We start from the raw sequence: 24,335 nt of genomic DNA on the forward strand, positions 1-24,335 counted from the left end.
GCGGTGCAATATGAAATCAGAGGGCGCCTTCGGGCGCCCTTTTTTCGTTGTGCGGCTTTGCTGCGGCAAAGGCGCAGCAAAATGGACCGCCGCGGTCCATGAATGGGCCGTTTGCCTTTTCGGCGCGAGCCGGACAAATAGGCCATGCATCCGCGAGACCAGACCATCTTTGCGCTGTCGTCCGGCCGGGCGCCGAGTGCGATCGCCGTGGTGCGCGTCTCGGGTCCGCAAGCCGGCCTGGCGTTGACGACCTTGGCGGGGAAGCTGCCGGCGCCGAGGCAGGCCAGCCGCCGGCTGCTTCGTGACGGCGCGGGCCAGCCGATCGACGATGCGGTCGTGCTGTGGTTTCCGGGGCCGGCCAGCGCGACCGGCGAGGACGTCGCCGAATTCCACGTTCATGGCGGCCGCGCCGTGCTCTCGGTGCTGTTCGCCACAATTTCTTTAATTCCGAATACTCGGGCGGCCGAGCCGGGCGAGTTCACGCGGCGCGCCTTCGAGAATGGCAAGCTCGACCTCACCGAAGCCGAGGGCCTTGACGATCTCATCCACGCTGACACCGACCGCCAGCGCCGTCAGGCGCTGCGGCAGTTGCAAGGGCTGCTCGGCGACCGCGCGCGCGACTGGCGCGAGCGCATCATCGAGGCCTCGGCGCTGATCGAGGCCGGCATCGATTTTTCCGATGAGGGCGATGTGCCGGCAGAGCTCAGGGCGCCGGCAGTGAAAGCGATCAAGGCCCTGCACGACGAAATCACAAAAGTCCTTGCGGCACAGGGACATTCTGAACGTCTGCGCGAGGGCCTCGTGGTTGCGATCGCGGGCGAGCCGAATGTCGGCAAGTCGACGCTGATGAATCAGCTCGCGCGCCGCGAGGTCGCGATCGTCTCGCCGCATGCCGGCACGACGCGCGACGTGATCGAGGTCCAGCTCGATCTTGATGGCTATCCCGTCACTGTGATCGACACCGCCGGCATTCGCGAGACCGATGATCCGGTCGAGCAGGAGGGCGTGCGCCGTGCGCGAGCGCGGGCCGAGGACGCCGACCTCGTGCTGTGGCTGGTCGAGGGGGAGCAGGACGTCGATCCCAGTGCGATGAGATCGTCTTGGACGTCCGGCGAGGGCGGTCGGTCCGGTGGCCCGGCCTGGATCGTCCGCAACAAGATCGACCTGAGCGAGGGCGTCGTACCGCGCTCCGAGTTCGGGATCTCGGCGAGTCGGGGGGATGGTGTCCCGGAACTGGTGGATGCGCTGGTGAAATTCGCTTCGGAGTTTTTCGGAACCACCGAGGGCGCGCTGGTGACCCGGGCTCGCCAGCGGGATCTGTTGGTCCGGACGTCAGAGAGCTTGCGCCGGAGTCTGGACCTTGTAGAACACGGCGAGGAGCTTGCAGCCGAAGAGCTGCGCGCCGCCGCTTACGCCTTGGGCCGGTTGCTGGGCCGGGTGGATGTCGAAGACGTCCTCGGAGCCATCTTCCAAAAGTTCTGCATAGGAAAGTAGATCTAGTTCTTCATTGTAGAACTAGCGCTTGTTCCATTTCTTGTGTTTCACGTGAAACATCCCACGGCTCGTTGTTGCTCGATATCTTGAACCCCTTTGGAGTTCGGATGGGCACAGCGCGAAGCCTCTAGCTCTCGCGGCGCTCGATCCGGCCTGCAGGCCCGGATGTTTCACGTGAAACACTGCTGGGCTGAAAGTGAGGTCGCAGGCGAATGGGTTCCTCTCTATCCGCGTACAAAGGACCGTTTCAGCGCCGCTAACTCTCGCCCCGTCATTGCGAGGAGCCCCTGCGACGGAGCAATCCAGACTGCTTCTGCGGAGGAATTCTGGATTGCTTCGCTACGCTCGCAATGACGGGTGGCGAGGCCGGTGTTCGTCAAATGCGTCTACCGTGGCGACGCAATCCCAGTTAAGTCGTTGTCTTCGTCGGACTTAGCTACAGCCCGCTGACGAACTCCGTTTCGTCTCACGTGAAACACGAGACAACTCAACGCCCGTTCTACTGTGCATGGGGTTGTTTTCGCGAAATCGCTTCGGCCCTGGTCCGTGTTTCACGTCAAACATCCGCCTCACCAGTTTCTTCTTCCGGCTTTCCCGACACTGAGCTAGAAGTCCGCCATGCGAACAGGGCGAGAGAGCTTCGACGTCATCGTGATTGGCGGTGGCCACGCCGGCTGCGAAGCCGCGGCCGCCTCTGCCAGGATGGGTGCTGCGACCGCGCTGGTGACGCATCGTTTCTCCACCATCGGTGCAATGTCCTGCAATCCCGCGATCGGTGGCCTCGGCAAGGGTCATCTGGTTCGCGAAGTTGATGCGCTCGACGGTCTGATGGGTCGCGTCGGCGATGCCGGCGGCATTCAGTTTCGCGTGCTCAATCGCCGCAAAGGTCCCGCCGTCCGTGGTCCTCGGGCCCAGGCCGACCGGAAGCTCTATGCCGCCGCAATGCAGGCCGCGATCCAGGAGACCGAAGGTCTTTCCGTCATCGAGGGCGAGGCTGACGAGCTGATCGTGGCCGATGGCCGCGTCACCGGTCTCCGTCTGGCCGACGGTCAAGAGCTTCGGGCGGGGGCCGTAGTTGTCACCACAGGCACCTTCCTCCGTGGTCTCATTCATCTCGGAGAGAAGAACTGGCCGGCCGGCCGCGTCGATGAGGCGCCCGCCATGGGTCTTTCCGCTTCCTTTGAGCGCGCCGGCTTCACCCTGGGGCGGCTTAAGACCGGCACTCCGCCCCGTCTGGACGGCACCACGATCGACTGGTCTGCGGTCGAGATGCAGCCCGGCGACGAGCCGCCGGAGCCGTTTTCGGTGATGACCGAGCGGATCACGACCCCGCAGATCCAGTGCGGCATCACCCGGACCACATCCGCGACCCATGAGGTGATCCGGGCCAATGTCCATCGCTCGCCGATGTACTCCGGCCAGATCAAGAGCTCTGGTCCCCGCTATTGCCCCTCGATCGAGGACAAGATCGTCCGCTTCGGCGACCGCGACGGTCATCAGATCTTCCTGGAGCCGGAAGGCCTCGACGACAGCACCGTCTATCCCAACGGCATCTCGACCTCGCTCCCAGAGGAGGTCCAGCTCGCGATCCTCGCCAGCATCCCTGGTCTGGAGCGGGTGAAGATGGTTCGCCCGGGCTATGCCATCGAATACGACCACATCGATCCCCGCGAGCTCGATCCGACCCTGCAGACCAGGCGGCTGCGCGGGCTGTTCCTGGCCGGACAGATCAACGGCACCACCGGCTATGAAGAGGCCGCCGGGCAGGGCATCGTGGCCGGCCTGAACGCGGCACTGGCTGCGAGCGGGGCTGCATTGACCGTGTTTGACCGCGCTGACGGCTATCTTGGCGTGATGATCGACGACCTCGTCACCCGCGGGATCAGCGAGCCCTATCGGATGTTCACCTCCAGGGCCGAGTATCGCCTGACCTTGCGGGCGGACAATGCCGATCAGCGTCTGACCGAGAAGGGGATCGCTTTGGGGTGCGTCGGCAGTGCCCGGACTCAGCATCACCGCGCCAAGATGGACGCCCTGAACGCGGCCAGGGCGCTGTCGAAGTCGCTGGCGATCACTCCGAACGAGGCGATCAAGCACGGACTGTCCCTGAACCGGGATGGCCAGCGCCGGTCGGCGTTCTCGCTGATGGCCTATCCGGATATCAGCTGGAGCCAGGTCCGCGCGATCTGGCCGGAGCTGTCCGCCATCGACCCTGCTATCGCCACCCATCTCGAGATCGACGCCAAGTACGATGTCTACCTCGAGCGCCAGAGCGCCGACGTCGAGGCCTTCAGGCGCGACGAGGGGATGGTGCTGTCTGAGGTCGATTACCAGGAGGTGCCCGGGCTCTCCAACGAGGTGAGGGCCAAGCTGGAGAAGGCGCGGCCGTTCACGGTCGGACAGGCGGGCCGGATCGACGGCATGACGCCGGCCGCGCTCGGCATCCTTGCTGCCTATCTCCGCCGCGAGGCCCGCAAGACCTCGAAAGCGATTGCATAGGCGTTTCACGTGAAACAACGCGGGCCGGCAGGCGGTAGATCTTCATCGCAACGACCTGAGGCGGGCGAGGGGGCAGGACGGCGAGCCGCGCCGTCACAGCCCGGACCAAAGATCGACAAGGCCAGTGCCAATGATCAATCACTCGATGCGATCATCGCCGCTGACAAGATCGCGGCGCTGAAGCTCGCGCCCGTTTCACATGAAACGGAAGCCCGGCTTGATCGCTACATCGCACTGCTGCGGGAGTGGCAGGCCAAGACCAATCTGGTCGCGCCGTCGACCTTGCCGCAGCTCTGGACCCGGCACATCGCCGACTCGCTCCAGCTCGTCGATCTCGCGCCCGCCGCAAAGCGCTGGGCCGACCTCGGCAGCGGCGGCGGTTTTCCCGGCGTCGTGCTGGCCTGTGCCATGGCCGGGACCCCGGGCGCCAGCGTCCATCTCGTCGAGCGAATCGCCAAGAAGGCCGCCTTTTTGCGCGAAGCAATTCGCGTCACCGCATCTCCGGGAGTCGTACATCTCGCTGAGATCGGGGATAATGTGGATAGAATCACTGGCCCCGTCGATTGCGTCACCGCGCGTGCGCTGGCTCCGCTACATCAACTCATCGGCTTTGCGGAGCCGCTGATGCGCCAGGGCGCGAAGGCGTTATTTCTTAAGGGTCAAGATGTAGAGGCTGAATTGACCGAAGCCGCTAAATATTGGAATATCGAGCCTCGACTCCACCAAAGCCGCACGGGTGACGGCTGGATCGTGGAGCTCGGTGCCGCCGAACGGCGCAGCTGAGGCGCTCAGGGGTTGAGTGGGGAAATTTCGATGACCGTGATTGACGAGCCGCAGCAAGAGCAGACCCAAGAACCGACCAGCGAGGTGCCGCATGGCCATCCGCGCATCCTGGCGCTGGCGAATCAGAAGGGCGGCGTGGGAAAAACAACCACAGCGATCAACCTCGGCACAGCGCTCGCTGCGATCGGCGAGCGTGTTTTGATCGTCGATCTCGATCCGCAGGGCAACGCCTCGACCGGCCTCGGCATCGATCGCCGCAACCGCTCATGCTCGACCTATGACGTGCTGATTGGTGAAGCCCCGCTCCGCGAGGCCGTGGTGTCGACCGCGGTGCCGCGGCTGCACATCGCGCCCTCGACCATGGATCTCTCCGGCCTCGAGCTCGAACTCGGCACCACGCCCGGCCGCGCCTTCAAGCTGCGCGACGCGATCGGCGCGCTCAACAACAACGTCTCGCCGGATGCCGATTACACCTATGTGCTGATCGACTGCCCGCCCTCGCTCAACCTGCTCACGGTGAACGCGATGGCGGCGTCCGATGCGATCCTGGTGCCGCTGCAGTGCGAGTTCTTCGCGCTCGAAGGTCTGTCGCAATTGCTGCAGACGGTGGAGCAGGTGCGCTCGACGCTCAATCCGAACCTGTCGATCCACGGCATCGTGCTGACCATGTTCGACTCGCGCAACAACCTCTCCAACCAGGTCGTCGCCGACGTCCGGCAGTTCATGGGCGAGAAGGTCTACAAGACCATGATCCCGCGCAACGTGCGCATCTCCGAAGCGCCGTCCTACGGCAAGCCGGTGCTGGTCTACGATCTCAAATGCGTCGGCAGCGAAGCGTACCTGCGGCTCGCCACCGAAGTGATTCAGCGCGAGCGTGAGCTGCGCGTCACGCATTAGCGCCGACCCGTAGGATGGGTAGAGCGCAGCGAAACCCATCATCATACGCGCTAACAGCGATGGGTTTCGCTTCGCTCTACCCATCCTACTAGTTTCGAAATTCAGTTCTGGAGTGCTGCACCGTGAATCCAAGGGAGCTGGCGATGGCCGACGAAGCGCGTTCGCGACTGGGCCGGGGTCTTGCAAGTCTGATCGGTGATGTCGGCGGCGAGGCTCAGCATGTCGATCGGCCGCGCGCGCAGCGCAAGGTGCCGATCGAGTTCATCAAGGCCAATCCGCGCAATCCGCGCCGCACCTTTTCGGACGTCGAGCTGAAGGAGCTCAGCGAGTCGATCAGGCAGCACGGCGTGATCCAGCCGATCGTGGTGCGTCCGGTGAAGGGGGCACAGGACCGCTTCGAGATCATCGCCGGCGAACGGCGCTGGCGCGCCTCGCAGATGGCCGGCCTGCACGAGGTGCCGATCGTTCCGGTCGACATCAGCGACAGCGATGCACTGGAGTTCGCGATCGTCGAGAACGTGCAGCGCGAGGACCTCAACCCGATCGAAGAGGCGCAGGGCTATCACGCGCTCGCCAACGAGTTCAAACGCAGCCAGGACGACATCGCAAAGGTCGTCGGCAAGAGCCGCAGCCACGTCGCCAACATGATGCGGCTGACGAAGCTGCCGGCCGAGGTGCAGGCCTTCATCGCAACCGGCGAGCTGACAGCCGGCCACGCCCGTGCGCTGATCGGCGTGCCCGATCCGCTCGCGGCCGCCAAGCGCATCGTCGAGGAGGGCCTCAACGTCCGCCAGGCCGAAGCGCTCGCGCATGAAGAGGGCGTGCCCGAGCGCAAGCCGCAGAAGGCGCGCACGACCGGGGCTAAGGAAAAGGACCCCGATACGATCGATCTGGAGAAGCGCGTCAGCGACGCGCTCGGTCTCAAGGTCACCGTCAATCACCGCGACCCCGGCGGCTCGGTGCAGATCAGCTACAGCAACCTCGATCAGCTCGACGAGGTGATGAAGCGGCTGGCGAAGGGCGCGCTGTAGGCCAAGCCCTCGCTGTCGTCCCCGCGAACGCGGGGACCCATACCGCGTGATTTAGCGATCGGACCGGGGCGCAGTACCGGACTGCAAGTCTTCGCCAAACCACTTCCTGTGATCATGGATCCCCGCGTTCGCGGGGATGACAGCGTGGCTCAGCCCCGCCGCTTCGCGTTCGCGGCGATCGCCATCAATGTGCGCTGGGCGATGGCGGCGGCCAGCGTGGATTGCTTGCGGGTGTCGAGAGCCGCCGTCGCGAGCTGCTCGATGATGGCGGCGAGCCGCGCCACGCTGAAATTTCGTAGCGCCGTTTCGACCGCGGGCTTACGTGAGAAATGCAGGCGCGGATAGCCGCCGTCGAGCACGGCGGAGGCAGGCTGGCCGTCGGCGATCGCGAGCGCGGATTTGTGCAGCCACGCAGCCTGACGCTGCGCGGCGGAGATGATCACGCCGGGATAGGTGCCGGCGATCATGGCCTTTGCGAATTCGGCCTCGACGATGTCGGGCCGTCCGGCAAAGGCGCCGTCGACGATCGGGTCGAGCTTCAGCTCGGACGCGTCGGCGACCACCGCCATCACGTCATCGAGTGTGACCTCGCCCTTGCCGTGGGCGTAGAGCGTCAGCTTGCGCAGCTCGTTGCGCGAGGCCTGGCGGTCACCGCCGAGGAACGACATCAGCGCCGCGCGGGCGTCCTGCGCGATGCGCAAATTGGCGATGCGCAATTCGTCATCCATCAGCTTGGCGAGGTCGCGCTCGGTGTCGGGATAGCAGCCGATTGCTACCGCGGCCTTGGCCTTCTCGCAGGCTTTTCGCAGCGGCGATTCCGGGCGCAGCTCGCCGGCCTCGATTACGACGCGGCAATCCTTCACCGACATCTCCGCCAGCGTATCGATACCGCTGGCAAAGCTGCGCGAGCCCGCGCGAATGCGGATGGCGCGGCGGCCGCCGAACAGCGGCACCGTCATGGCTTCGTCGACGAGGCGCGAGGGCTCGGCGGAGAGCTCGTCGCCGTCGAGCTTGACCAGCGAGAACGGATCGTTGGGATCATCGACGGCGGAGGCGATCAGCGCATCGGCGCGTTCGCGCACCAGGCCGGCATCGGGACCGTAGAGCAGGATGATCGGACGGCCCGCATCAGGGCGGGCGAGGAAGGCGTCGATCTCTTTTCCACGCAGCGCGACCATCGAGCCCAACTGTCATTCCGGGGCGCGCGAAGCGCGAACCCGGAATCTCGATCTACAATCTCTGGATTCCGGGTTCGCCCTGCGGGCGCCCCGGAATGACGGGAATGCACTACGTGCCAGCGGTGAAGAACGAGGCGAGCCGGGTCGTGATGTTCTCGGCGATCTCGTTGGCGGCACGATCCTCCGCGTCGCGGACGGCGCGGGTGCGGGAGAAGCGCTGATAGGACCCGGGCATGTCATAGGACACGCGCGAGAACGTGGTGCCGGTCATCACCGCCTTACCGGTCGCGACCTCGATCAGATTGTACTGGGCGTCGATGCCGAGGTTTTCGCTGGTCGGCAATCCCGTCGTGGCGCTGACGATCAGCGAAGAACGGCTGGAGGTGAAGCGGATGTCCAGCCGATGGGTCGGCGGCATTCCCGTCGCAGTGCCGTAGAGCTTGAAGGCGAGAGCATTGCGGACTTCGACACCGACACGGGCCTCGCGGGAGGCATTGGGCTTGGCGATCGGCGGGAGCTCGACCCCCATCAGCTTCTCGCGCAAGCCGGGGGTGCCGTCGCCACGCTCGGCATACATCGGCTGGAAGCAACCAGCCGTCAGCGCCGCCAATGCCGCGACCGCAAGCAAGCGGGCTGCGATGCGGATCCTAGCCGACAACATTTACGATCCTCTTGGGGACGATGATCACCTTGCGGACGGGCTTGCCGTCCAGGGCCAGTTTTACCGCATCGAGAGCCAAAACGGCAGCCTCGATTTCCGGATTCTGGGCCGCTGTTGCAACTGTGACGTCACCCCGCTTCTTGCCGTTGACCTGGACCACGAGGGTCACGCTGTCTTCAACCAGCAAATCGCGTTCGATTTGCGGCCAATTGGCCTCGGAAACCAGCCCGCTCTGGCCCAGAGCCTGCCAGCATTCTTCGGCAAGGTGCGGCATCATCGGGGAGAACAGCTGGACCAGGATCTGGCCGGCTTCGCGGATCGCCCAAGCCAAATCTGGAGCCAAATCAGGGGCGGGCTGGCCAGCTCGCTGCAGGATCTCCGAGAAGCTATTGGCGAATTCGCGGATATGGGCCAGGCAGACGTTGAAGTGCAGCCGCTCGATTCCGGTGGTGACCTTGTCGAGCGCACCATGGGCGGCCTTGCGCAAGGCAGTCGCGTCCGTGCCGAAGCTGGCCGGCCGGGCCGCCGGCGCGGCCTTGCCGAGTTCGATGGAATCGTTCACTAGCCGCCACAGCCGCTGGACGAAACGCGAGGCACCCTGGACGCGCTCGTCGCTCCAGATCACGTCGCGGTCGGGCGGGGAATCCGACAGCATGAACCAGCGGGCGACATCGGCGCCGTAGGTCTCGATGATGTCGTCGGGATCGACCGTGTTCTTCTTCGATTTCGACATCTTCTCGATCGGGCCGATCTGGATGTCTTCGCCCGTCGTCAATAGCGTTGCGCGGCGCCCATTGCCGCCGACCTCGACCTTGACCTCGGCCGGCTGCACATAGGTGCCGTCGGCCTTCTGGTAGGTCTCGTGCACCACCATGCCTTGCGTGAACATGCCGGCGAACGGCTCGTCCAGCGCGATGTGCCCGGTCGCCTTCATCGCGCGGGTGAAGAAGCGGCTGTAGAGCAGATGCAGGATCGCGTGCTCGACGCCGCCGATATATTGGTCGACCGGCAGCATCCGGTTGGCGACGGCAGGCGTCGTCGGCGCGGTCTCGTTCCAGGGATCGGTGAAGCGCGCGAAGTACCAGGACGAATCCACGAAGGTGTCCATGGTGTCGGTTTCGCGCTGAGCCTTAGCCCCGCATTTGGGGCAGGTGACGTGCTTCCAGGTCGGGTGATGGTCGAGCGCGTTGCCCGGCTTGTCGAAGGTCGCATCGTCAGGCAGCGTCACCGGCAAATCGGCGTCCGGTACCGGCACCACGTCGCATTTCGGGCAATGGATGACGGGAATCGGGCAGCCCCAATAGCGCTGGCGCGAAATGCCCCAGTCGCGCAGGCGGAAATTCACCTGGCGCTCGCCGACCGGCGCGTTGCCGCGCAGCTCGCTTTCCAGACGTTTTGCGACCTCGTCCTTGGCCTGCTCGATGGTCATGCCGTCGAGAAAGCGCGAATTGATCATGCGGCCGTCGCCGTCATAGGCGGTGTCGGTGATGACGAACGACTTCGGATCCTGGCCCTCGGGGCACACCACTGGCGTATTGCCGAGGTTGTACTTGTTGACGAAGTCGAGGTCGCGCTGGTCATGCGCCGGGCAGCCGAAGATCGCGCCGGTGCCGTATTCCATCAGCACGAAATTCGCGACATAGACCGGCAGCTTCCAGGACGGATCGAACGGGTGCACCGCGCGGATGCCGGTGTCAAAGCCCTGCTTCTCCGCGGTGTCGATGATCGACTGCGCAGTGCCGATCTTCTTGATGTCGGCAATGAACTCCGCAAGCTCGGGGTTCTTCGCGGCGGCTGCCTGCGCCAGCGGATGATCTGCCGAGATCGCCATGAATTTGGCGCCGAACAGCGTGTCCGGGCGCGTCGTGAAAATCTTCAGCTCACTCTCGCCGGCCGGCGTCGTCGCCGCATCCAGCGCGAAGCGGACCAGCAGCCCTTCCGAGCGGCCGATCCAGTTGCGCTGCATCAACCGCACCTTGTCAGGCCAGCGATCGAGCCCATCGAGCGCGGACAGCAGCTCCTGCGAGTACTTCGTGATCTTGAAGACCCATTGGCTCATTTCCCGTTGTTCGACAACGGCGCCGGAACGCCAGCCGCGGCCGTCGATCACCTGCTCGTTGGCGAGCACGGTCATGTCGACCGGATCCCAGTTGAGCTTGCGCTTCTCACGCTCGGCGAGGCCGGCGCCGAGCATGTCCAGGAACATCTTCTGCTGATGCTTGTAGTAGCTGGGGTCGCAGGTCGCGAATTCGCGTGACCAGTCCAGCGACAGCCCGATCGAGCGGAGCTGCTTCTTCATCGCGGCGATGTTGTCGTAGGTCCAGGCTTTCGGCGCGACCTTGCGCTCGATCGCGGCATTCTCGGCCGGCAGGCCGAAAGCGTCCCAGCCCATCGGATGCAGCACGTTGAACCCCTTGGCGCGCATGAAGCGGGCCAGCACGTCGCCGAGCGTATAATTCCGGACATGGCCGATATGGATGCGCCCGGACGGGTAGGGGAACATCTCGAGCACATAGTATTTCGGCCGCGAATCGTCGTTCTTGGAGACGAAGATCGCCTGTTCGTCCCAGAGGCGTTGCCAGCGCGGTTCGGCGTCGCGGGCGTTATAGCGTTCGGAGGTCATGGAATCGTTGCGGTTTTCGTGGGTTCGGCCGTCTCAAGACGGCGGACTAGGCCATAGAAGTCCTTAGGGGGTCAATGGGTTGCCGCGGTTTGGAACTTTGCCGGCGCCTCCGCATAACTACGAAGGTCGGCGTTGGGGTGTGATTAAGGGGTCAATGCCAATTTGCGGCCCGACGAGACCGCATGAGTGCGATGGATTCCAGCTTCGACGAGCCCGATTACGACTATGCCGCGTCCATTGCCGGACGGGCGATGCGGAGCATGGCCGAACAGCGGATTGCGCCGACCCCGGCCAATTTTGCCGTCTGGTTCCTGTATTTCGGGGACGGCCATGAGGATCTGCGCAACGCGATTGATCTTCTGATCGACCACAATCGTCCTTTCGACGCCCGAACCAATCAAGACCTGTTCAAGACCTATGTCGCGCCCCAGGTGAGTGCCGCCGTGGTCGACACGTCCGAGCGGCTGCAGGCGCTCATGGGGGCCGCGAAGGAGTTTCTGGCGACCGCGATCGCCGACAATCATTCACAGATGCAGGGCATCAGCGAGGTGGCGGACCAGGGCAAGGCCGGCGTCGATCCGAAGGCGCTGGTTGCCCAGCTCATGAACGAGCTGGCGCGGGCCGCCACACGGGCGACACGGCTGGAAGCAGGCTTTGCGGAAAAGACCCGCGAGCTCGACGTGATCCGCGATTCGCTATCGAGGTCCGAGGAGCGCGCCCGGACCGACACGCTGACGGGACTCGCAAACCGGCGGGCGCTCGACGAATTCCTGCGCAAGGCACAGGCGACCGCCGCGTGGGGCGAGCCGCTCAGCGTGCTGATGCTCGACATCGACCACTTCAAGACTTTCAACGACAATTTCGGCCACGGTGTCGGCGACCAGGTGCTGCGCCTGATGGCGAAGGTGCTGCGTGAAAAGGTTCGCGAGCAGGATCTGCCGGCCCGCTATGGCGGCGAGGAGCTGATCGCGGTGCTGCCGGATGCCGATCTCGCCACCTGTGCCGAGATCGCCGAGCGCATCAGGCACGCGCTCGCCGAGTGCACGATCACCCGCCGCTCCACCGGCGAGGTTCTGCCCAGCATCAGTGTGTCGATCGGCGTGGCGCAGTACCGGGCCGGCGAAGCGATCACCGATCTCATCGAGCGCTGCGATCGCGCGCTCTATCTCGCCAAGGGCAGCGGCCGCAATCGCGTGGTGACGGAGACCGAGCTCGATCGCGTGGGGACTGCGGGATAGCCTGTTGCGGGGCGTGGAGACGACGACGTTGGTCTTGACTGACGATCAGCCCGCCATCATCATTTCGGTGGCGCCGGTCTCGATTGCCTGCACGCCGTGCTCGACGACATTGTTGCGGCCGCGGTGTTTTGCGGCGTAGAGCGCGGCGTCGGCGGCTTCGATCAGGTCGCCGGGACGCAAGGCCTCGTTCGGCTTCGTCGCGGCAACGCCGATCGAGACGGTGACGATCATGTGGGCTGAGGTGATGTGCGGCAGGCACAGCTTCAGCACGGCCGCGCGGGCCAGCTCGCCGATTTCCACGGCGCGGTTCACATCGGTGTTCGGCAGCAGCAGGCAGAACTCCTCGCCGCCATAGCGTGCCGCAAAGCCCATCGTGTCGGCGGCGATGCCGGACAGCGACTCGCCGAGCCTCGTCAGGCAGGAATCGCCTTCGAGATGGCCATAGGTGTCGTTGAACAGCTTGAAATGGTCGACGTCGATCATCAGCAGCGCGAGGTCGCTGCCATATTGCTGCGCGCGCATCCACTCGAAGTCGAGCCGGCTCTGGAAGCCGCGACGGTTGGCGAGCCCTGACAGCATGTCGATCGAGGCCATCACCGTCAGCCGGTCGTTGCTCGCGATCAGCTCGCGCTCGCGCTGGCTCAGCTGTGCCGCCATCGCGTTGAACGCGCGGGCGAGCGGCACGAACTCGGCCGGCAGGCGATTGCGCGCCGCGCGGGCCGACAGATCGCCCTCGCCGAGACGCTTGGCCATGTCGACGAGCATCTCGATCGGCTTGATGACGAGCTTTTCGGCGGCGATCAGCGCGCCGAGCAGGACGAACACCACGACGAAAGCGAGCTGGAGATAGGCGGTGCGGATGTCGCGGTTGACCGCTGCGGACACCTTGTCTTCGTCGATGCTGGCGATCAGGCGGGCGTTGGTCCCGGAGATGCGGATGTAGCTGACCGCGCGGCGCGAGCCGTCGGCGGCGAGGAAAGACAGTGAGCCTTCATCCTGGTCGGAACGCAGCGCCCTGTCGGCGATCGCCGACATCAGCGGCATGTTGTCGAGCGGACGGCCGACTGCGCTGTGCTGATCGGCCGGAGCGGCCAGCACGGTGCCTGCGCTGTCGACCAGCACGGCGGTGATGCCGGCGCGGCCGCCCAGATTGCTCATGACCTTCGACATCCAGTCGAGATTGACCGTGGCGAGGACGACGGCATCGGATACGCCGCTGAAGGCCGATACGGGATAAGCCGCCATCACCGTCGGTGCTGCTATCGGCCGCGACAGGATGAAATCGCTCAGCACGAAGCGGCCGCTCGTTTGGGCCTGCTGAAAGTAGGGCCGGTCGCTCAGGTCGAGGCCGACATACATGTTGTTCGTCGCGCACTGGATGCGCCCGTCTGCGCCCGCGATCAAAAGTGTGCGGATCCAGGGCAGGTTCGACGGCAGGCTCGCGCGCAGCACGTCGCAGCTCTTGCTGACGCCGCCGGCGGAGGCGCGAATGAAGGCCTCCGATTTCAGGATGGTCTCGACCGACGAGATCACCTCACGCTGCGCATCGGCGCTGTGTCGCGCGACGGTGGTGAATTCAACCGTGGCCTGCGCGATCTGCCGGGTGCGGGTGTCTTCGAGCGAACGGATGCGCTCGAGCATCAAGGGCGCCACCAGAATCACCGCGAGCAATGCAAGCCGCGCCCGGATTCCGAGAACCTGCTTGAGTTTCGCTCGTTTGCGGTTGAGACTGATTCTTGCCATCTTCGCTACCCACCCCGTCGGCCAAGGTAAAGCGAAGGGTTCAAAAACTCTTTCTTGAACTCGGTAAAATTGGACTTACCTCGGTCAGGATCACAGCCAAGCGACGTCATGACAGAAGCCAACGCCGCGCCGGTAACCGGCCATTCACCAAACGCGCTCGCCGCGGTCGAAGCCGAAATCGCCCGTGCCTGCAAGGATGCGCGACGCGATCGCGCCTCCGTGACGCTGATCGCGGTGTCCAAGACTTTCGCCGCGGATGCAATTACCCCGGTTATCGACGCCGGACAGCGCGTATTCGGCGAGAATCGGGTGCAGGAGGCCAAAGGCAAGTGGCCTGCGTTAACGTCTGTTTACTCGGGCATCGCGCTGCATCTGATCGGACCGCTGCAATCCAACAAGGCCAAAGAGGCGGTCGCGCTGTTCGATGCGATCCATTCGGTCGACCGTCCGAGCATTTGCCAGGCGTTAGCCAAGGAAATCGAATCCCAGAACAAGCACCCGCAACTCTTCGTCCAGATCAACACCGGCGAGGAGCCACAGAAGGCCGGCATCGCCCCCGGCGAGGCCGACGCCTTCCTGGCCAGTTGCCGCGACACCTATGGGCTGACGATCTCCGGATTGATGTGCATCCCGCCGGTCGACGAGCCGCCGGCGGCGCATTTCGCGCTGACCGCCAAGATCGCCGCGCGTAATGGATTGACCAATCTCTCGATGGGCATGAGCGCGGATTTCGCCAATGCCATCATGCTGGGTGCCACCCATGTCCGCGTGGGCAGCGCGATCTTTGGGCATAGGTAGTTGTTGTCGTCCCTGCGAACGCAGGGACCCATACCGCGTGATCTCCGATTGATAGGTGGGCTTCGTACCGGCGAAACTCAGGTAACTCCCAATCCTCGCCAAACTTCTCCCTGGGGCTATGGATCCCTGCGTTCGCAGGGACGACCATGAGGCTACTTACACAAACCCCACCGACACTTTCCCCAACACACCAAAGTCCGCCGCGAAGTGATCGCCGGCTTCGATCGGCAGCGGTGGATGACACGTACCCGTGGTCACCACCTCCCCTGCCCGCAAGGTCAGTCCAAGCCCGCGCAGCTCATTGGCAAGCCAGGCGAGCGCAGCGCGGGGATCGCCGAGCACGTTCTTGCCGTGGCCGACATAGCGCTCGCCGCGCAGCGTGATCTGGGGCCGCTCCTCGACGAGATCCATCGCACGCCAGTTCGCAGTCGTCGCCGCGCCCAGCACGAACAGATGCGCGCAGGCATTGTCGGCGATCAGCTGCGCCTCGCCCGCTCTGGCGAAATCGGCAAAGCGGGAATCGGGAATCTCGATCGCAGGATGGAAGGTGTCGACGGCGGCGAGCACCTCATCGACGCTGTAGGGCGTTGCACGCGGCACCAGATCGCGTCCCATGCGGAAGGCGAATTCAGGTTCGCCAACGCGCATCTCGTTGCCCTTCATCGACGCGGTCCCGCCATCGGCGATCACGGTGTCGCTCATGATGCGACCGGCCAGCGGTCCCGTGACGTTGATGTGCTTCTGTCCTGATACGCTCGTGGCCGCGATCTTCCAGCCGAACAATGTCCCGCGCGACAGTGTTTCGAGCCCGGCCTGGATGGCGTAGCCCTCCGTGCGGCTCTGTGGCCGCAACCGCGGCTCCAGCACCTCAAGCTTGGTGCCGTCGCGCCAATGTTGAACGAGCACGCGCGAGGCGGCCGCGATCTGATCCCTGTCGAGCATGCATGCTCACCCGATGATGATTTTTGTTCGTGGCCCCAATCGCCGCAGCAATTGCAGCATCGCAGATTTCGTCATGGAGACGCAGCCCGCGGTCGGGCCGAAATTGTCGCGGGCCAGGTGCAAGAATACCGCGCTGCCGCGGCCGGCGACCCGCGGTCGCGTGTTGTGGTCGATTTCGATGATGAAGTCATAGAGATGGTCGGCCCGCTTGAGCCGGTCGCCGCCCTGCCCTTCGTTGAGCCGGATTCCCTGGTTGTAATGGCGATCACTGGGGTCCTCGCACCAGGCGTCCGCTCCGGTGACGATCCGGGCCGGCAGGAAGCTCTGCGGACGGCTGTGCCGGTCGCCCCGCCACCACAAGCGCCTTGGGCGGAAGCTGCCTCTGGGTGTGCCGCCGTCGCCCTCGCGCTTGTTGGCCAGGATGCCGCCCCGCCCCAGCGCAACCGGTATGATCAGCGATCCCGCCGTCAGCCAGCCTCGGCGCGGATTCCCGGCCGCAGGCTTAACGCGGATCACAGAGAGCGGTCCAGCGCTTCGATTCTTGGTGTAACCAACTGAAGCTGCTTTATTTTTCATGTGAACGTGCAATGTCGAATTCATTACAGGACATTCATCAAACCGGCCTGCTATTCTGAGTTAGAGTGGTTCTGGCTTGAGAATCGGTAACAGCCCACTACTTCAACACGAACAACAATAATAACGGCGACCCCTAAACTTCCCTCACGGCTGGGTGCAGCATGCATGCGCGCCGCGCCGGACCCCAAAAGGATGACCCCCTATGGCCAATGCCCGCAAGATCCTGATCGTGGATGACGATACCGATCTGCGCGACACGTTGGTGGAGCAATTATCGCTACACGAGGAATTCGAAGCCTCCGCGGTCGATACAGGCGCCAAAGGCGCGAGTGCCGCCAAGGCCAATGCCCCCGATCTCGTCCTCATGGACGTTGGCCTGCCCGACACCGACGGCCGCGAAGTGGTCCGCTCCCTGCGCAAGGGCGGCTTCAAGGCCCCGATCATCATGCTGACCGGGCACGACACCGATTCCGATACGATTTTGGGGCTCGAATCCGGCGCCAACGACTATGTGGCAAAGCCCTTTCGTTTCGCGGTCCTGCTGGCCCGCATCCGCGCCCAGCTGCGCCAGCACGAGGCCAGCGAGGACGCGGTGTTCTCGGTCGGCCCCTACTCCTTCCGGCCCGGCTCCAAGATGCTCACCGCCGCCAATGCGCGCAAGGTGCGGCTGACGGAGAAGGAGACCGCCATCCTCCGCTTCCTCTACCGCGCCGGCCAGATGCCGGTCTCGCGCGAGACCCTGCTCCAGGAGGTCTGGGGCTATAATTCCGGCGTCACCACCCACACGCTGGAAACCCACATCTACCGCCTCCGCCAGAAGATCGAGAAGGATGCCGCCAACCCGGAAATCCTGGTCACGGAAGCCGGTGGCTACAAGCTGGTGCCGTGATACGCTCGAAGGGCGTGCGAATCGTTTTAGATCGCATGCCTTTGAGCCTCGGATCTGAATGTCAATCGACGACGACGTAGCGCTTCTCGAGCGTGTCCCGACATTGCGCCTGTTGGGAGACGCCTCGTTGCGCATGCTGGCGATCGGCTCCGAGCAGCGTAACTTCGTCCGCGGCGATACCCTGTTCAATCTCGGCGACGACGCCGATGCCGGCTTCGTGGTCCAGCGCGGCGCCTTCCGGGTCGATGACGGCGCCGGCGCCGAGATGATCGCAGGTCCCGGCGCGTTGATCGGCGAGCTCGCGCTGGTGGTGCCGATGAAGCGGCCGTCGAGCGCGATCGCGTTGGAGCATTCCTCCGTCATCCGCGTCGCCCGCAGCCTGTTCCAGCGCGTGCTCGAAAGCGATCCCGCCGCCGCGGTTCGGCTGCGCGACGAATTCGCGGTCCGCTCCAGCCAGATCGCCAGCGATATCCTGATGGCGGGTGCGAAGCTGACGTCGTGAGAGGTTGTCGCCCCATCCGGGCTACGGACCTCACACCTCCAGCGTCACGGTCACCGGGACATGGTCCGACGGCCGCTCCCAGCTCCGCGCATCGCGCAGAATCCTGAAATCGCTGACCGCATCTTTCAACGCGCGCGAGACCCAGATGTGGTCAAGCCGGCGGCCGCGGTCGCCGACGGTCCAGTCGGCGGAGCGATAGCTCCACCAGGTGTAAACTTTCTCGGACATCGGAATCCGCTCGCGGGCGACGTCGACCCATTCGCCGGCGGCCAGCGCGGCCTGCAGCTTTTCGGTTTCGATCGGCGTGTGCGAGACCACCTTCAGAAGCTGCTTGTGCGACCACACGTCGTTCTCGTGCGGGGCGACGTTGAGATCGCCGACCAGGATGTGGCGATCCTCCCCGCGCGGATGCAGCGGCCCGCACGCCTCCATCTCGTCGAGGAAGCGAAGCTTGTGGTCGAACTTCTCGTTCAGCGCGGGATCGGGAATGTCGCCGCCGGCGGGCACATAGAAATTATGCACCACCAGCGGCTTTGCGATATTGGCCTTCTCGCCGAACGATACGGAGATGTGACGCGAATCCACCTTGTCGCAGAAGGTGCGGATGTCCGTGGACTCGAATGGAATCTTCGAGACGATGGCGACGCCGTGATAGCCCTTCTGCCCGTTCAGCGCGACGTGCTCATAGCCGAGCCGCTTGAAGCGCTTCAGCGGAAAGGCATCGTCGATGCACTTGGTCTCCTGCAGGCACAGCACGTCTGGCCGCGCGCTCTTGAGGAATTTCGCGACCAGATCGATGCGTAGCCGCACCGAATTGATGTTCCAGGTTGTCAGGGAAAAACGCATGGGAAATGCGTCTTAGCATGGATTGGTGCGGGGAAAATGCTTGTCCACAGCGCGCTCTCGCAGGATGGGCAAAGCGACTTGTCCGCCGTAGCTCGAAGAGCGAAGGCGGAAGCGTGCCCACGTGCCTGCCATGAGGCGAGAGATCGTGGGCGCGGCGCAAGTGCGCCTTTGCCCACCCTACGAGACCTATCCCGGTGCCGGGCCGTAATTGGTGAAATCGATCTTGAACATGCCGGGATCGAGCTTCTTGCTCGAGTCCAGATTGTAGACCGCGATCGTGGTGTCGTAGCCCTGCGGATCGGTGACGGTCCACTGCTTCAACTGACCGTCCTTGGCGCCGAACATCAGCAGCAGGCGGCTGGTGCCGACCAGTGCCTGCTTCTCCTCGATGGTGACGCTGACGAAGACGTCGTCGGCTGAGACGCCAACGACATTGGTGTCCTTCATCAGGTCGATACGATCCGACAGCAGGAAACGCAGCGGCGTCTGCGACAGCGGATAGACATCCTGGGTCGCGAGCTTGCGGTCGCGCACGACCAGGGAGGATCCGTCGGCGACGATGTCGATCGGACTCGGCGCGTCATATTCGAAGCGCACCTTGCCCGGCTTCTGGATGTAGAAATCGCCCTGCGTCTTGCTGCCGTCCGGGCCGACCTGGACGAAATTCCCGACCAGCGTCGACAGCGACGACAGATACGCACTGACCTTGGCCGCCTGCGCCTTCTGGTTGGCATCGAAGGTCTGGAAGATGCTGCTCGGCACGTTGCGGCGCGGATCCGGGATCACCGGATTCGGCGGCGCCTGAGTCGCTCCGGTGACTGCGGGCCCGCCGGCGGCCGCTCCGCCGTCGCGGCCCTTCGGTGCAGGTTTCGGCACCGGGACATTCTGCGCGAGCGAGGACGCCGTCACCATCGCAGCGGTGACGAGAAGCACGCCGGCCACGCGCGCGCTTCGCGCAGCGATGGTGGCAGCGAATCGAATGTCCGGATGTCTGATCAACGCGTCGTCCTAAGGTGGCTGGGCGTCTTTTAGCGTGATTTCGGGCAAAAGCAGATAACGATTTCGCGTGAAATGATGTCTGGAGGCGGCTGCCTCACATATGGCTGTCTTCTTCCTCGACCAGAATCTCGCGCTTGCCGGCGTGGTTGGCGGGTCCGACGATGCCTTCCAGTTCCATGCGCTCCATCAAGGATGCGGCGCGGTTATAGCCGATCTGCAGGCGGCGCTGGATGTAGCTGGTCGAGGCCTTGCGGTCGCGTTTGACGATCGCAACGGCCTGCTGGAAGAGGTCGCCGCCGCCATCGCCGCCCATGCCGGTGGCGTCGAACACCGCACCGTCCTCGTCCTCGGTGGGCTCTTCGGCCGTGACGGCCTCGAGATATTCCGGCTGGCCCTGCGTCTTGAGGTGACGCACCACCTTCTCGACTTCGTCGTCGGAGGCGAAAGGTCCGTGCACGCGGCTGATGCGGCCGCCACCCGCCATGTAGAGCATGTCGCCCTGGCCGAGCAGCTGCTCGGCGCCCATCTCGCCCAGGATGGTGCGGCTGTCGATCTTGGACGTCACCTGGAAGGCGATGCGGGTCGGGAAGTTCGCCTTGATGGTGCCGGTGATGACGTCGACCGACGGACGCTGCGTCGCGAGGATCACGTGCAGGCCGGCGGCGCGCGCCATCTGCGCGAGGCGCTGCACTGCGCCTTCGATGTCCTTGCCGGCGACCATCATCAGGTCGGCCATTTCGTCGACGATGATGACGATGTAGGGCAGCGGGTCGAGCGAGAGCTTCTCTTCCTCGTAGATCGCCTTGCCGGTCTCCTTGTCGAAGCCGGTGTGAACCGTGCGCGTCGGCTCTTCGCCCTTGGCCTTCAATTCGAGCAGGCGCGTGTTGTAGCCGTCGATGTTGCGCACACCGAGCTTGGCCATGTTCTTGTAGCGCTCTTCCATCTCGCGCACGGCCCATTTCAGCGCGACCACCGCCTTCTTCGGGTCGGTCACGACGGGCGTGAGCAGATGGGGAATGCCGTCATAGACGGAGAGTTCGAGCATCTTCGGATCGACCATGATCAGGCGGCACTGGTCCGGGCGCAGCCGGTAGACCAGGCTGAGGATCATGGTGTTGATGGCGACCGATTTGCCGGAGCCGGTGGTGCCGGCGATCAGCATGTGCGGCGTGCGCGCGAGGTCGATGATGACGGGGTCGCCGCCGATGGTCTTGCCGAGGCAGAGCGGCAGCTTCGCCACCGTCTCGGTGGCTTCCTTGGCGATCAGCAGCTCGCGCAGATAGACCTTTTCGCGGTGCGCGTTCGGCAGCTCGATGCCGATGGCGTTGCGGCCGGGCACGACGGCGACGCGCGCCGACAGCGCGCTCATCGAGCGGGCGATGTCGTCGGCAAGTCCGATCACGCGCGAGGACTTGATGCCAGGCGCCGGCTCCAGCTCGTACAGCGTGACCACGGGGCCCGGATTGGCCTTCACGATTTCGCCGCGCACGCCAAAGTCCTGCAGCACGCCTTCGAGTGAACGCGAATTGGCTTCCAGCTCGGCCTTGCTGAGCGGCTGGCGATCGCCTGCCTTCGGCGCGGCCAGCACGGAGACGGACGGAAGCTCGAACTTGTCGGAGGATTTCTTGGCAGCAGCCTTCGGGGCAGCCTTCTTGCGCGGGGCGCGCGCGGCGGGCTCCTCCTCTTCCTCCTCGTTTTCTTCCTCTTCCTCGTGCTGATCCTCGTAGTCCTCGTCCTCGGACTGCGGCGAGATCGAGGGGGCGGCGCGGCCACCGCCCAGATTCGGCTCCTGGCGGCTGAACGCGACGGCCTTGGTCTTCGGGCCGCTCGAGACGAGCGAGCGGTAAGCGGCGCCACACAGCCAGATCAGCCGCGCCTTCGTGCTCATCAGCGCATGGAACAGCCAGCCCAGCGACACCGAGCCCCGATCGTTCTCCTCGCCCTCGTCGAGCGGCTTGTCGTCGTCCTCGATCTCCGAGAGCTCATCGTCGTGCTCGCGGGCGCCAAGGCCGCATGCGATCAGGAAGGTCGCGGCCATCGCGGCGAACAGGATCGTGCCCAGCACCACGCGATAGATCGTGCCGGCCGGCCCGAAAATCACTGCGGGCGCGCGCACGAGCGCATCGCCGACCACGCCGCCGAGGCCGGTCGGCAGCGGCCATGCGCCGCCATGCGGCCAGCAGCTGACGAAGCCTGCCGCGATCACCGTGCAGAGAATCCAGGAGCCGAGCCGCAGCGCCTCGCGGTCGAACGGGCGGTGGGTCATCATGCGCCAGCCCCAGACCGCGACGGTCAGGACCAGCATGATGGCGCCGAGCCCGAGGATCTGCATCGCAAGGTCGGCGCCGATCGCGCCGGCATAACCGAGAATGTTGCGGATCGGCCGCGAGGTCGCGTGGCTCAGGCTGGGGTCCTGCACCGACCAGGTCATCAGCGCTGCCGAGGCAACGCCCGACAACGCGATCAGGCCGAAGCCGGTGAGCTCGCGCACGCGCCGCGCCAGTCCCTCGCGGATCGAGGGCGGCAGATGGCCGACCAGTGGAATGACACGTTCGATTGCCGACATGCTCATGGGCCCCGCCTAACCCAGAGTCTCGACCAGCCGGTGCAACGCCTGCGCCGTGGTCTCGCCATCCTGCACCAGCGCCAGGCGAATGTAGCCTGCGCCAGGATTGAAGCCGTCGGGTTGTTGCCGCGCTAAAAAACTGCCGGGCACCACGCGCACGCCTGCTTCCTTGAAGAGTTTCAGCGTCACCGACACGTCGTCGCCGATCTCGGACGTGTTGAGCCAGACGCAGAAGCCGGCATCAGGCCGGCGATAGCCGTAACGATTGCCGATGATCTGGTCGGCGAGATCGAACTTGATCCGGTAGAGCCGGCGGTTCTCCTCGACATGCGCCTCGTCGCCATAGGCAAAGGTCGCGACATGCTGGAGCGGCACCGGCACCTGCGGCGCTGCGATGTTGCGCAGCTCCAGGAACATGCCGATGAACTTCTTGTCGCCGGCGGCGAAGCCGACGCGCAGGCCCGGAAGATTTGAGCGCTTCGACAGTGACTGGAACGCAGCCACGCGGGTGAAATCGGGGCCGGCGCATTCAAGCGCACTGCCCGGTGCTTCGCGGGTGTAGATCTCCGAATAGCACTCGTCGCTGAGGATCATGAAGCCGTATCGATCGGCGAGGCTCTTCAGGCGCGTGAAGTAGTCACGCGAGGCGACCGAGCCCTGCGGATTTGCGGGCGAGGCCAGATAGAACGCCACCGTGCGTGCCAGCGTCGCCTCGTCGATGGCATCGAGGTCAGGCAGGAAGCCGTTCTCGACGGTGGTCGGCAGATAGACCGGCTCGCAAGCTGCGGCACCCGCGCCGGCGCCATAGACCGGATAGAACGGGTTCGGCATCAGGATCGCGGGTTTGCCGGGGCGTGGGCCGACATAACGGACGGCCGCGATCGCGGCGAGGAACAGGCCCTCGCGGCTGCCATTGAGGACGAGAATCTCGCTTTTGGGATCGAGTGGTCGCGGCAGCTTGAAGCGCGACGATAGCCAGGTGCTTGCGGCTTGGCGGAACGGCTCGGTGCCCTGGTTCATGGGATAGCGGCCGAAATCGGCGATGTGCTTGGCCAGCACCGGGCCGACGAAATCAGGCACGGGATGCTGGGGCTCGCCGACCGCGAGCGAAATCAAGGGCTTGCCGGGTTGATGCGGCGCCAGCAGCTCGTTCAGCCGGACGAAGGGCGAGCGTCCGGTATCGGAGCTTCCACTGGCCTGTGGCGCACGGGATGAAGCGGTCATGACCATTCTGGGCGCCAGCACTCTCGGAACAGCCGGTCGCGCGAAGGCCCCGGCGGGAAGCGGTTCAGTTCACCATAGATAGGGCGAGGTTAAGACGCGATTAACCATCGGCCGCCGCCTCCGTCCAGAGCAGGAATATTGGGGCCGGATAACAACGGGATGCGTGGCACTCCGGGAGCCATGGTCGGGCTTGTTGTCCCGGCCATCCACGGTTTCTTTCGCGTCCAAAGAACGTGGATGCCCGGGAGAAGCCCGGGCATGACGAGCGCCCGCGAAATCAAGCGGCTAGTGCCCCGGCAGCTTCTCGAATGTCTTCATCCCCGCCGGGATCGCGTGGAAGTCCTGCATGTCGCAGGTGTAGATCGCCATCTGCGGATGGAACTGCTTTGGCTCGTCCAGCGTGCCGACCTTGAGGATCGCGGCCGGCAGTCCCGGAACCTTGGTCACCAGATGGGTGCCGCATTCGGCGCAGAACTCGCGCGTGACGGCGCGTTCGAGGTCCTTGCGCGTGAACTGCTTGGGCTGGCCGGTGATGTAGCTGAAGCCCGCCGCCGGCATCGCGATGAAGGTGTTGGGCGCGCCGCCCGAGATGTACTGGCACTCGCGGCAATGACACTGGGCCTGCATCATCGGATCGCCCTCGGCCACATAGCGCACTTCACCGCAATAGCATCCGCCTTCCAAATGCATGACGACCTCCCGTTTGTTGTTTTTGAGGTCGATATTTCTGCGCCGGCGCTGCGGAATGGCAATCTTTTTCTTCGGCATGCGAGGCAAAAGAAAGGGGCTCCAGCTTGCGCTGGAGCCCCTCAACGGTCAGGGCATTGCCGGGTATGTGCCCGAACC

General features: G+C 64.6%; 20 protein-coding genes. 9 read left to right on the forward strand and 11 right to left on the reverse strand.

From position 1 onward, the window contains the following. The first annotated feature begins 144 nt into the window (after positions 1-144). The 5 genes from mnmE to GA0061098_RS31515 all read left to right on the forward strand — a co-directional run bounded on the left by mnmE (position 145) and on the right by GA0061098_RS31515 (position 6,704). Positions 145-1,494 (forward strand): tRNA uridine-5-carboxymethylaminomethyl(34) synthesis GTPase MnmE, encoded by a 1,350-nt coding sequence (gene mnmE / locus GA0061098_RS31495; RefSeq protein WP_091965361.1) that lies wholly within the window; start codon positions 145-147, stop codon positions 1,492-1,494. A gap of 618 nt (positions 1,495-2,112) precedes the next feature. After that, positions 2,113-3,993, forward strand: coding sequence for a tRNA uridine-5-carboxymethylaminomethyl(34) synthesis enzyme MnmG (gene mnmG / locus GA0061098_RS31500; protein WP_091965362.1), 1,881 nt, complete (start codon positions 2,113-2,115; stop codon positions 3,991-3,993). A 150-nt stretch (positions 3,994-4,143) separates the two neighbouring features. After that, the gene (gene rsmG / locus GA0061098_RS31505) at positions 4,144-4,776 is read left to right on the forward strand and encodes a 16S rRNA (guanine(527)-N(7))-methyltransferase RsmG (protein WP_208610703.1); all 633 of its coding nucleotides are present in this window, start codon (positions 4,144-4,146) and stop codon (positions 4,774-4,776) included. Positions 4,777-4,806: 30 nt separating this feature from the next. Beyond that, positions 4,807-5,673: a ParA family protein gene (locus GA0061098_RS31510; protein ID WP_091965364.1), complete on the forward strand. Its 867-nt coding sequence runs from the start codon at positions 4,807-4,809 to the stop codon at positions 5,671-5,673. A 143-nt stretch (positions 5,674-5,816) separates the two neighbouring features. Then, a complete protein-coding gene (locus GA0061098_RS31515; protein ID WP_165637720.1) occupies positions 5,817-6,704 on the forward strand; it encodes a ParB/RepB/Spo0J family partition protein in 888 nt (295 codons plus the stop codon). 149 nt (positions 6,705-6,853) lie between these two features. Here the strand turns inward: GA0061098_RS31515 and holA are convergent, their stop codons facing one another. From holA to leuS, 3 genes are all read right to left on the reverse strand, one after another. Continuing rightward, on the reverse strand, positions 6,854-7,882 hold the full coding sequence (gene holA, locus GA0061098_RS31520; protein WP_091965417.1) for a DNA polymerase III subunit delta: 1,029 nt from the start codon (positions 7,880-7,882) through the stop codon (positions 6,854-6,856). 109 nt (positions 7,883-7,991) lie between these two features. Beyond that, entirely contained in the window at positions 7,992-8,543 is a 552-nt protein-coding gene (lptE, locus tag GA0061098_RS31525; protein ID WP_091965366.1) for an LPS assembly lipoprotein LptE, read from the reverse strand. Beyond that, a complete protein-coding gene (gene leuS / locus GA0061098_RS31530; protein WP_091965367.1) occupies positions 8,530-11,166 on the reverse strand; it encodes a leucine--tRNA ligase in 2,637 nt (878 codons plus the stop codon). Before leuS ends, lptE begins: the two co-directional genes overlap by 14 nt. Positions 11,167-11,357: 191 nt before the next feature. Here leuS and GA0061098_RS31535 point away from each other — a divergent pair, with 191 nt between their 5' ends. After that, a complete protein-coding gene (locus GA0061098_RS31535) occupies positions 11,358-12,404 on the forward strand; it encodes a GGDEF domain-containing protein (RefSeq protein ID WP_208610704.1) in 1,047 nt (348 codons plus the stop codon). Between the two features lie 45 nt (positions 12,405-12,449). On the opposite strand, the gene GA0061098_RS31540 is transcribed toward GA0061098_RS31535, so the two are convergent. Beyond that, positions 12,450-14,147 (reverse strand): diguanylate cyclase domain-containing protein, encoded by a 1,698-nt coding sequence (locus GA0061098_RS31540; RefSeq protein WP_091965368.1) that lies wholly within the window; start codon positions 14,145-14,147, stop codon positions 12,450-12,452. Between the two features lie 108 nt (positions 14,148-14,255). Between GA0061098_RS31540 and GA0061098_RS31545 the strand changes: the two genes are divergently transcribed. Then, a complete protein-coding gene (locus GA0061098_RS31545) occupies positions 14,256-14,945 on the forward strand; it encodes a YggS family pyridoxal phosphate-dependent enzyme (RefSeq protein ID WP_028139366.1) in 690 nt (229 codons plus the stop codon). Positions 14,946-15,101: 156 nt separating this feature from the next. On the opposite strand, the gene GA0061098_RS31550 is transcribed toward GA0061098_RS31545, so the two are convergent. Together GA0061098_RS31550 and GA0061098_RS31555 are read right to left on the reverse strand one after the other, a co-directional pair. Further along, complete coding sequence (locus tag GA0061098_RS31550) at positions 15,102-15,887, reverse strand: 2-keto-4-pentenoate hydratase (RefSeq protein ID WP_091965369.1); 786 nt, start codon at positions 15,885-15,887, stop codon at positions 15,102-15,104. Between the two features lie 6 nt (positions 15,888-15,893). After that, entirely contained in the window at positions 15,894-16,487 is a 594-nt protein-coding gene (locus tag GA0061098_RS31555; RefSeq protein WP_091965370.1) for a L,D-transpeptidase family protein, read from the reverse strand. Positions 16,488-16,665: 178 nt separating this feature from the next. On the opposite strand from GA0061098_RS31555, the gene GA0061098_RS31560 reads away from it, so the two are divergent. Both GA0061098_RS31560 and GA0061098_RS31565 read left to right on the forward strand, forming a co-directional pair. Next, positions 16,666-17,352, forward strand: coding sequence for a response regulator transcription factor (locus tag GA0061098_RS31560; RefSeq protein WP_007598630.1), 687 nt, complete (start codon positions 16,666-16,668; stop codon positions 17,350-17,352). A gap of 58 nt (positions 17,353-17,410) precedes the next feature. Further along, positions 17,411-17,854 carry a cyclic nucleotide-binding domain-containing protein gene (locus GA0061098_RS31565; protein WP_018323556.1) on the forward strand — a complete coding sequence of 148 codons (444 nt, stop codon included), beginning with the start codon at positions 17,411-17,413 and terminating at the stop codon, positions 17,852-17,854. A gap of 30 nt (positions 17,855-17,884) precedes the next feature. On the opposite strand, the gene xth is transcribed toward GA0061098_RS31565, so the two are convergent. The 5 genes from xth to GA0061098_RS31590 all read right to left on the reverse strand — a co-directional run bounded on the left by xth (position 17,885) and on the right by GA0061098_RS31590 (position 24,179). Beyond that, positions 17,885-18,700: an exodeoxyribonuclease III gene (gene xth / locus GA0061098_RS31570; protein ID WP_091965371.1), complete on the reverse strand. Its 816-nt coding sequence runs from the start codon at positions 18,698-18,700 to the stop codon at positions 17,885-17,887. A gap of 186 nt (positions 18,701-18,886) precedes the next feature. After that, positions 18,887-19,642 (reverse strand): outer membrane lipoprotein carrier protein LolA, encoded by a 756-nt coding sequence (locus GA0061098_RS31575; RefSeq protein ID WP_091965372.1) that lies wholly within the window; start codon positions 19,640-19,642, stop codon positions 18,887-18,889. Positions 19,643-19,793: 151 nt separating this feature from the next. Continuing rightward, on the reverse strand, positions 19,794-22,271 hold the full coding sequence (locus GA0061098_RS31580) for a DNA translocase FtsK (RefSeq protein WP_091965373.1): 2,478 nt from the start codon (positions 22,269-22,271) through the stop codon (positions 19,794-19,796). A gap of 9 nt (positions 22,272-22,280) precedes the next feature. Continuing rightward, entirely contained in the window at positions 22,281-23,495 is a 1,215-nt protein-coding gene (locus GA0061098_RS31585; protein ID WP_091965374.1) for an aminotransferase class I/II-fold pyridoxal phosphate-dependent enzyme, read from the reverse strand. Positions 23,496-23,774: 279 nt separating this feature from the next. Beyond that, positions 23,775-24,179 carry a GFA family protein gene (locus tag GA0061098_RS31590; RefSeq protein ID WP_091965419.1) on the reverse strand — a complete coding sequence of 135 codons (405 nt, stop codon included), beginning with the start codon at positions 24,177-24,179 and terminating at the stop codon, positions 23,775-23,777. Positions 24,180-24,335 lie beyond the last annotated feature (156 nt).

It is taken from the genome of Bradyrhizobium shewense (assembly GCF_900094605.1).
Taxonomy (GTDB): Bacteria; Pseudomonadota; Alphaproteobacteria; order Rhizobiales; family Xanthobacteraceae; genus Bradyrhizobium; species Bradyrhizobium shewense.

What these genes read in the sequence shown, in the direction of transcription:
- GA0061098_RS31550 (WP_091965369.1), bottom strand. Translation starts at nt 15,887, where the DNA reads ATGCTCGACAGGGATCAGATCGCGGCCGCCTCGCGCGTGCTCGTTCAA.
- GA0061098_RS31535 (WP_208610704.1), top strand. Translation starts at nt 11,358, where the DNA reads ATGGATTCCAGCTTCGACGAGCCCGATTACGACTATGCCGCGTCCATT.
- GA0061098_RS31565 (WP_018323556.1), top strand. Translation starts at nt 17,411, where the DNA reads ATGTCAATCGACGACGACGTAGCGCTTCTCGAGCGTGTCCCGACATTG.
- leuS (WP_091965367.1), bottom strand. Translation starts at nt 11,166, where the DNA reads ATGACCTCCGAACGCTATAACGCCCGCGACGCCGAACCGCGCTGGCAA.
- GA0061098_RS31545 (WP_028139366.1), top strand. Translation starts at nt 14,256, where the DNA reads ATGACAGAAGCCAACGCCGCGCCGGTAACCGGCCATTCACCAAACGCG.
- GA0061098_RS31515 (WP_165637720.1), top strand. Translation starts at nt 5,817, where the DNA reads ATGGCCGACGAAGCGCGTTCGCGACTGGGCCGGGGTCTTGCAAGTCTG.
- GA0061098_RS31560 (WP_007598630.1), top strand. Translation starts at nt 16,666, where the DNA reads ATGGCCAATGCCCGCAAGATCCTGATCGTGGATGACGATACCGATCTG.
- mnmG (WP_091965362.1), top strand. Translation starts at nt 2,113, where the DNA reads ATGCGAACAGGGCGAGAGAGCTTCGACGTCATCGTGATTGGCGGTGGC.
- GA0061098_RS31540 (WP_091965368.1), bottom strand. Translation starts at nt 14,147, where the DNA reads ATGGCAAGAATCAGTCTCAACCGCAAACGAGCGAAACTCAAGCAGGTT.
- GA0061098_RS31580 (WP_091965373.1), bottom strand. Translation starts at nt 22,271, where the DNA reads ATGAGCATGTCGGCAATCGAACGTGTCATTCCACTGGTCGGCCATCTG.
- xth (WP_091965371.1), bottom strand. Translation starts at nt 18,700, where the DNA reads ATGCGTTTTTCCCTGACAACCTGGAACATCAATTCGGTGCGGCTACGC.
- GA0061098_RS31585 (WP_091965374.1), bottom strand. Translation starts at nt 23,495, where the DNA reads ATGGTCATGACCGCTTCATCCCGTGCGCCACAGGCCAGTGGAAGCTCC.
- GA0061098_RS31510 (WP_091965364.1), top strand. Translation starts at nt 4,807, where the DNA reads ATGACCGTGATTGACGAGCCGCAGCAAGAGCAGACCCAAGAACCGACC.
- GA0061098_RS31590 (WP_091965419.1), bottom strand. Translation starts at nt 24,179, where the DNA reads ATGCATTTGGAAGGCGGATGCTATTGCGGTGAAGTGCGCTATGTGGCC.
- holA (WP_091965417.1), bottom strand. Translation starts at nt 7,882, where the DNA reads ATGGTCGCGCTGCGTGGAAAAGAGATCGACGCCTTCCTCGCCCGCCCT.
- GA0061098_RS31555 (WP_091965370.1), bottom strand. Translation starts at nt 16,487, where the DNA reads ATGAATTCGACATTGCACGTTCACATGAAAAATAAAGCAGCTTCAGTT.
- lptE (WP_091965366.1), bottom strand. Translation starts at nt 8,543, where the DNA reads ATGTTGTCGGCTAGGATCCGCATCGCAGCCCGCTTGCTTGCGGTCGCG.
- mnmE (WP_091965361.1), top strand. Translation starts at nt 145, where the DNA reads ATGCATCCGCGAGACCAGACCATCTTTGCGCTGTCGTCCGGCCGGGCG.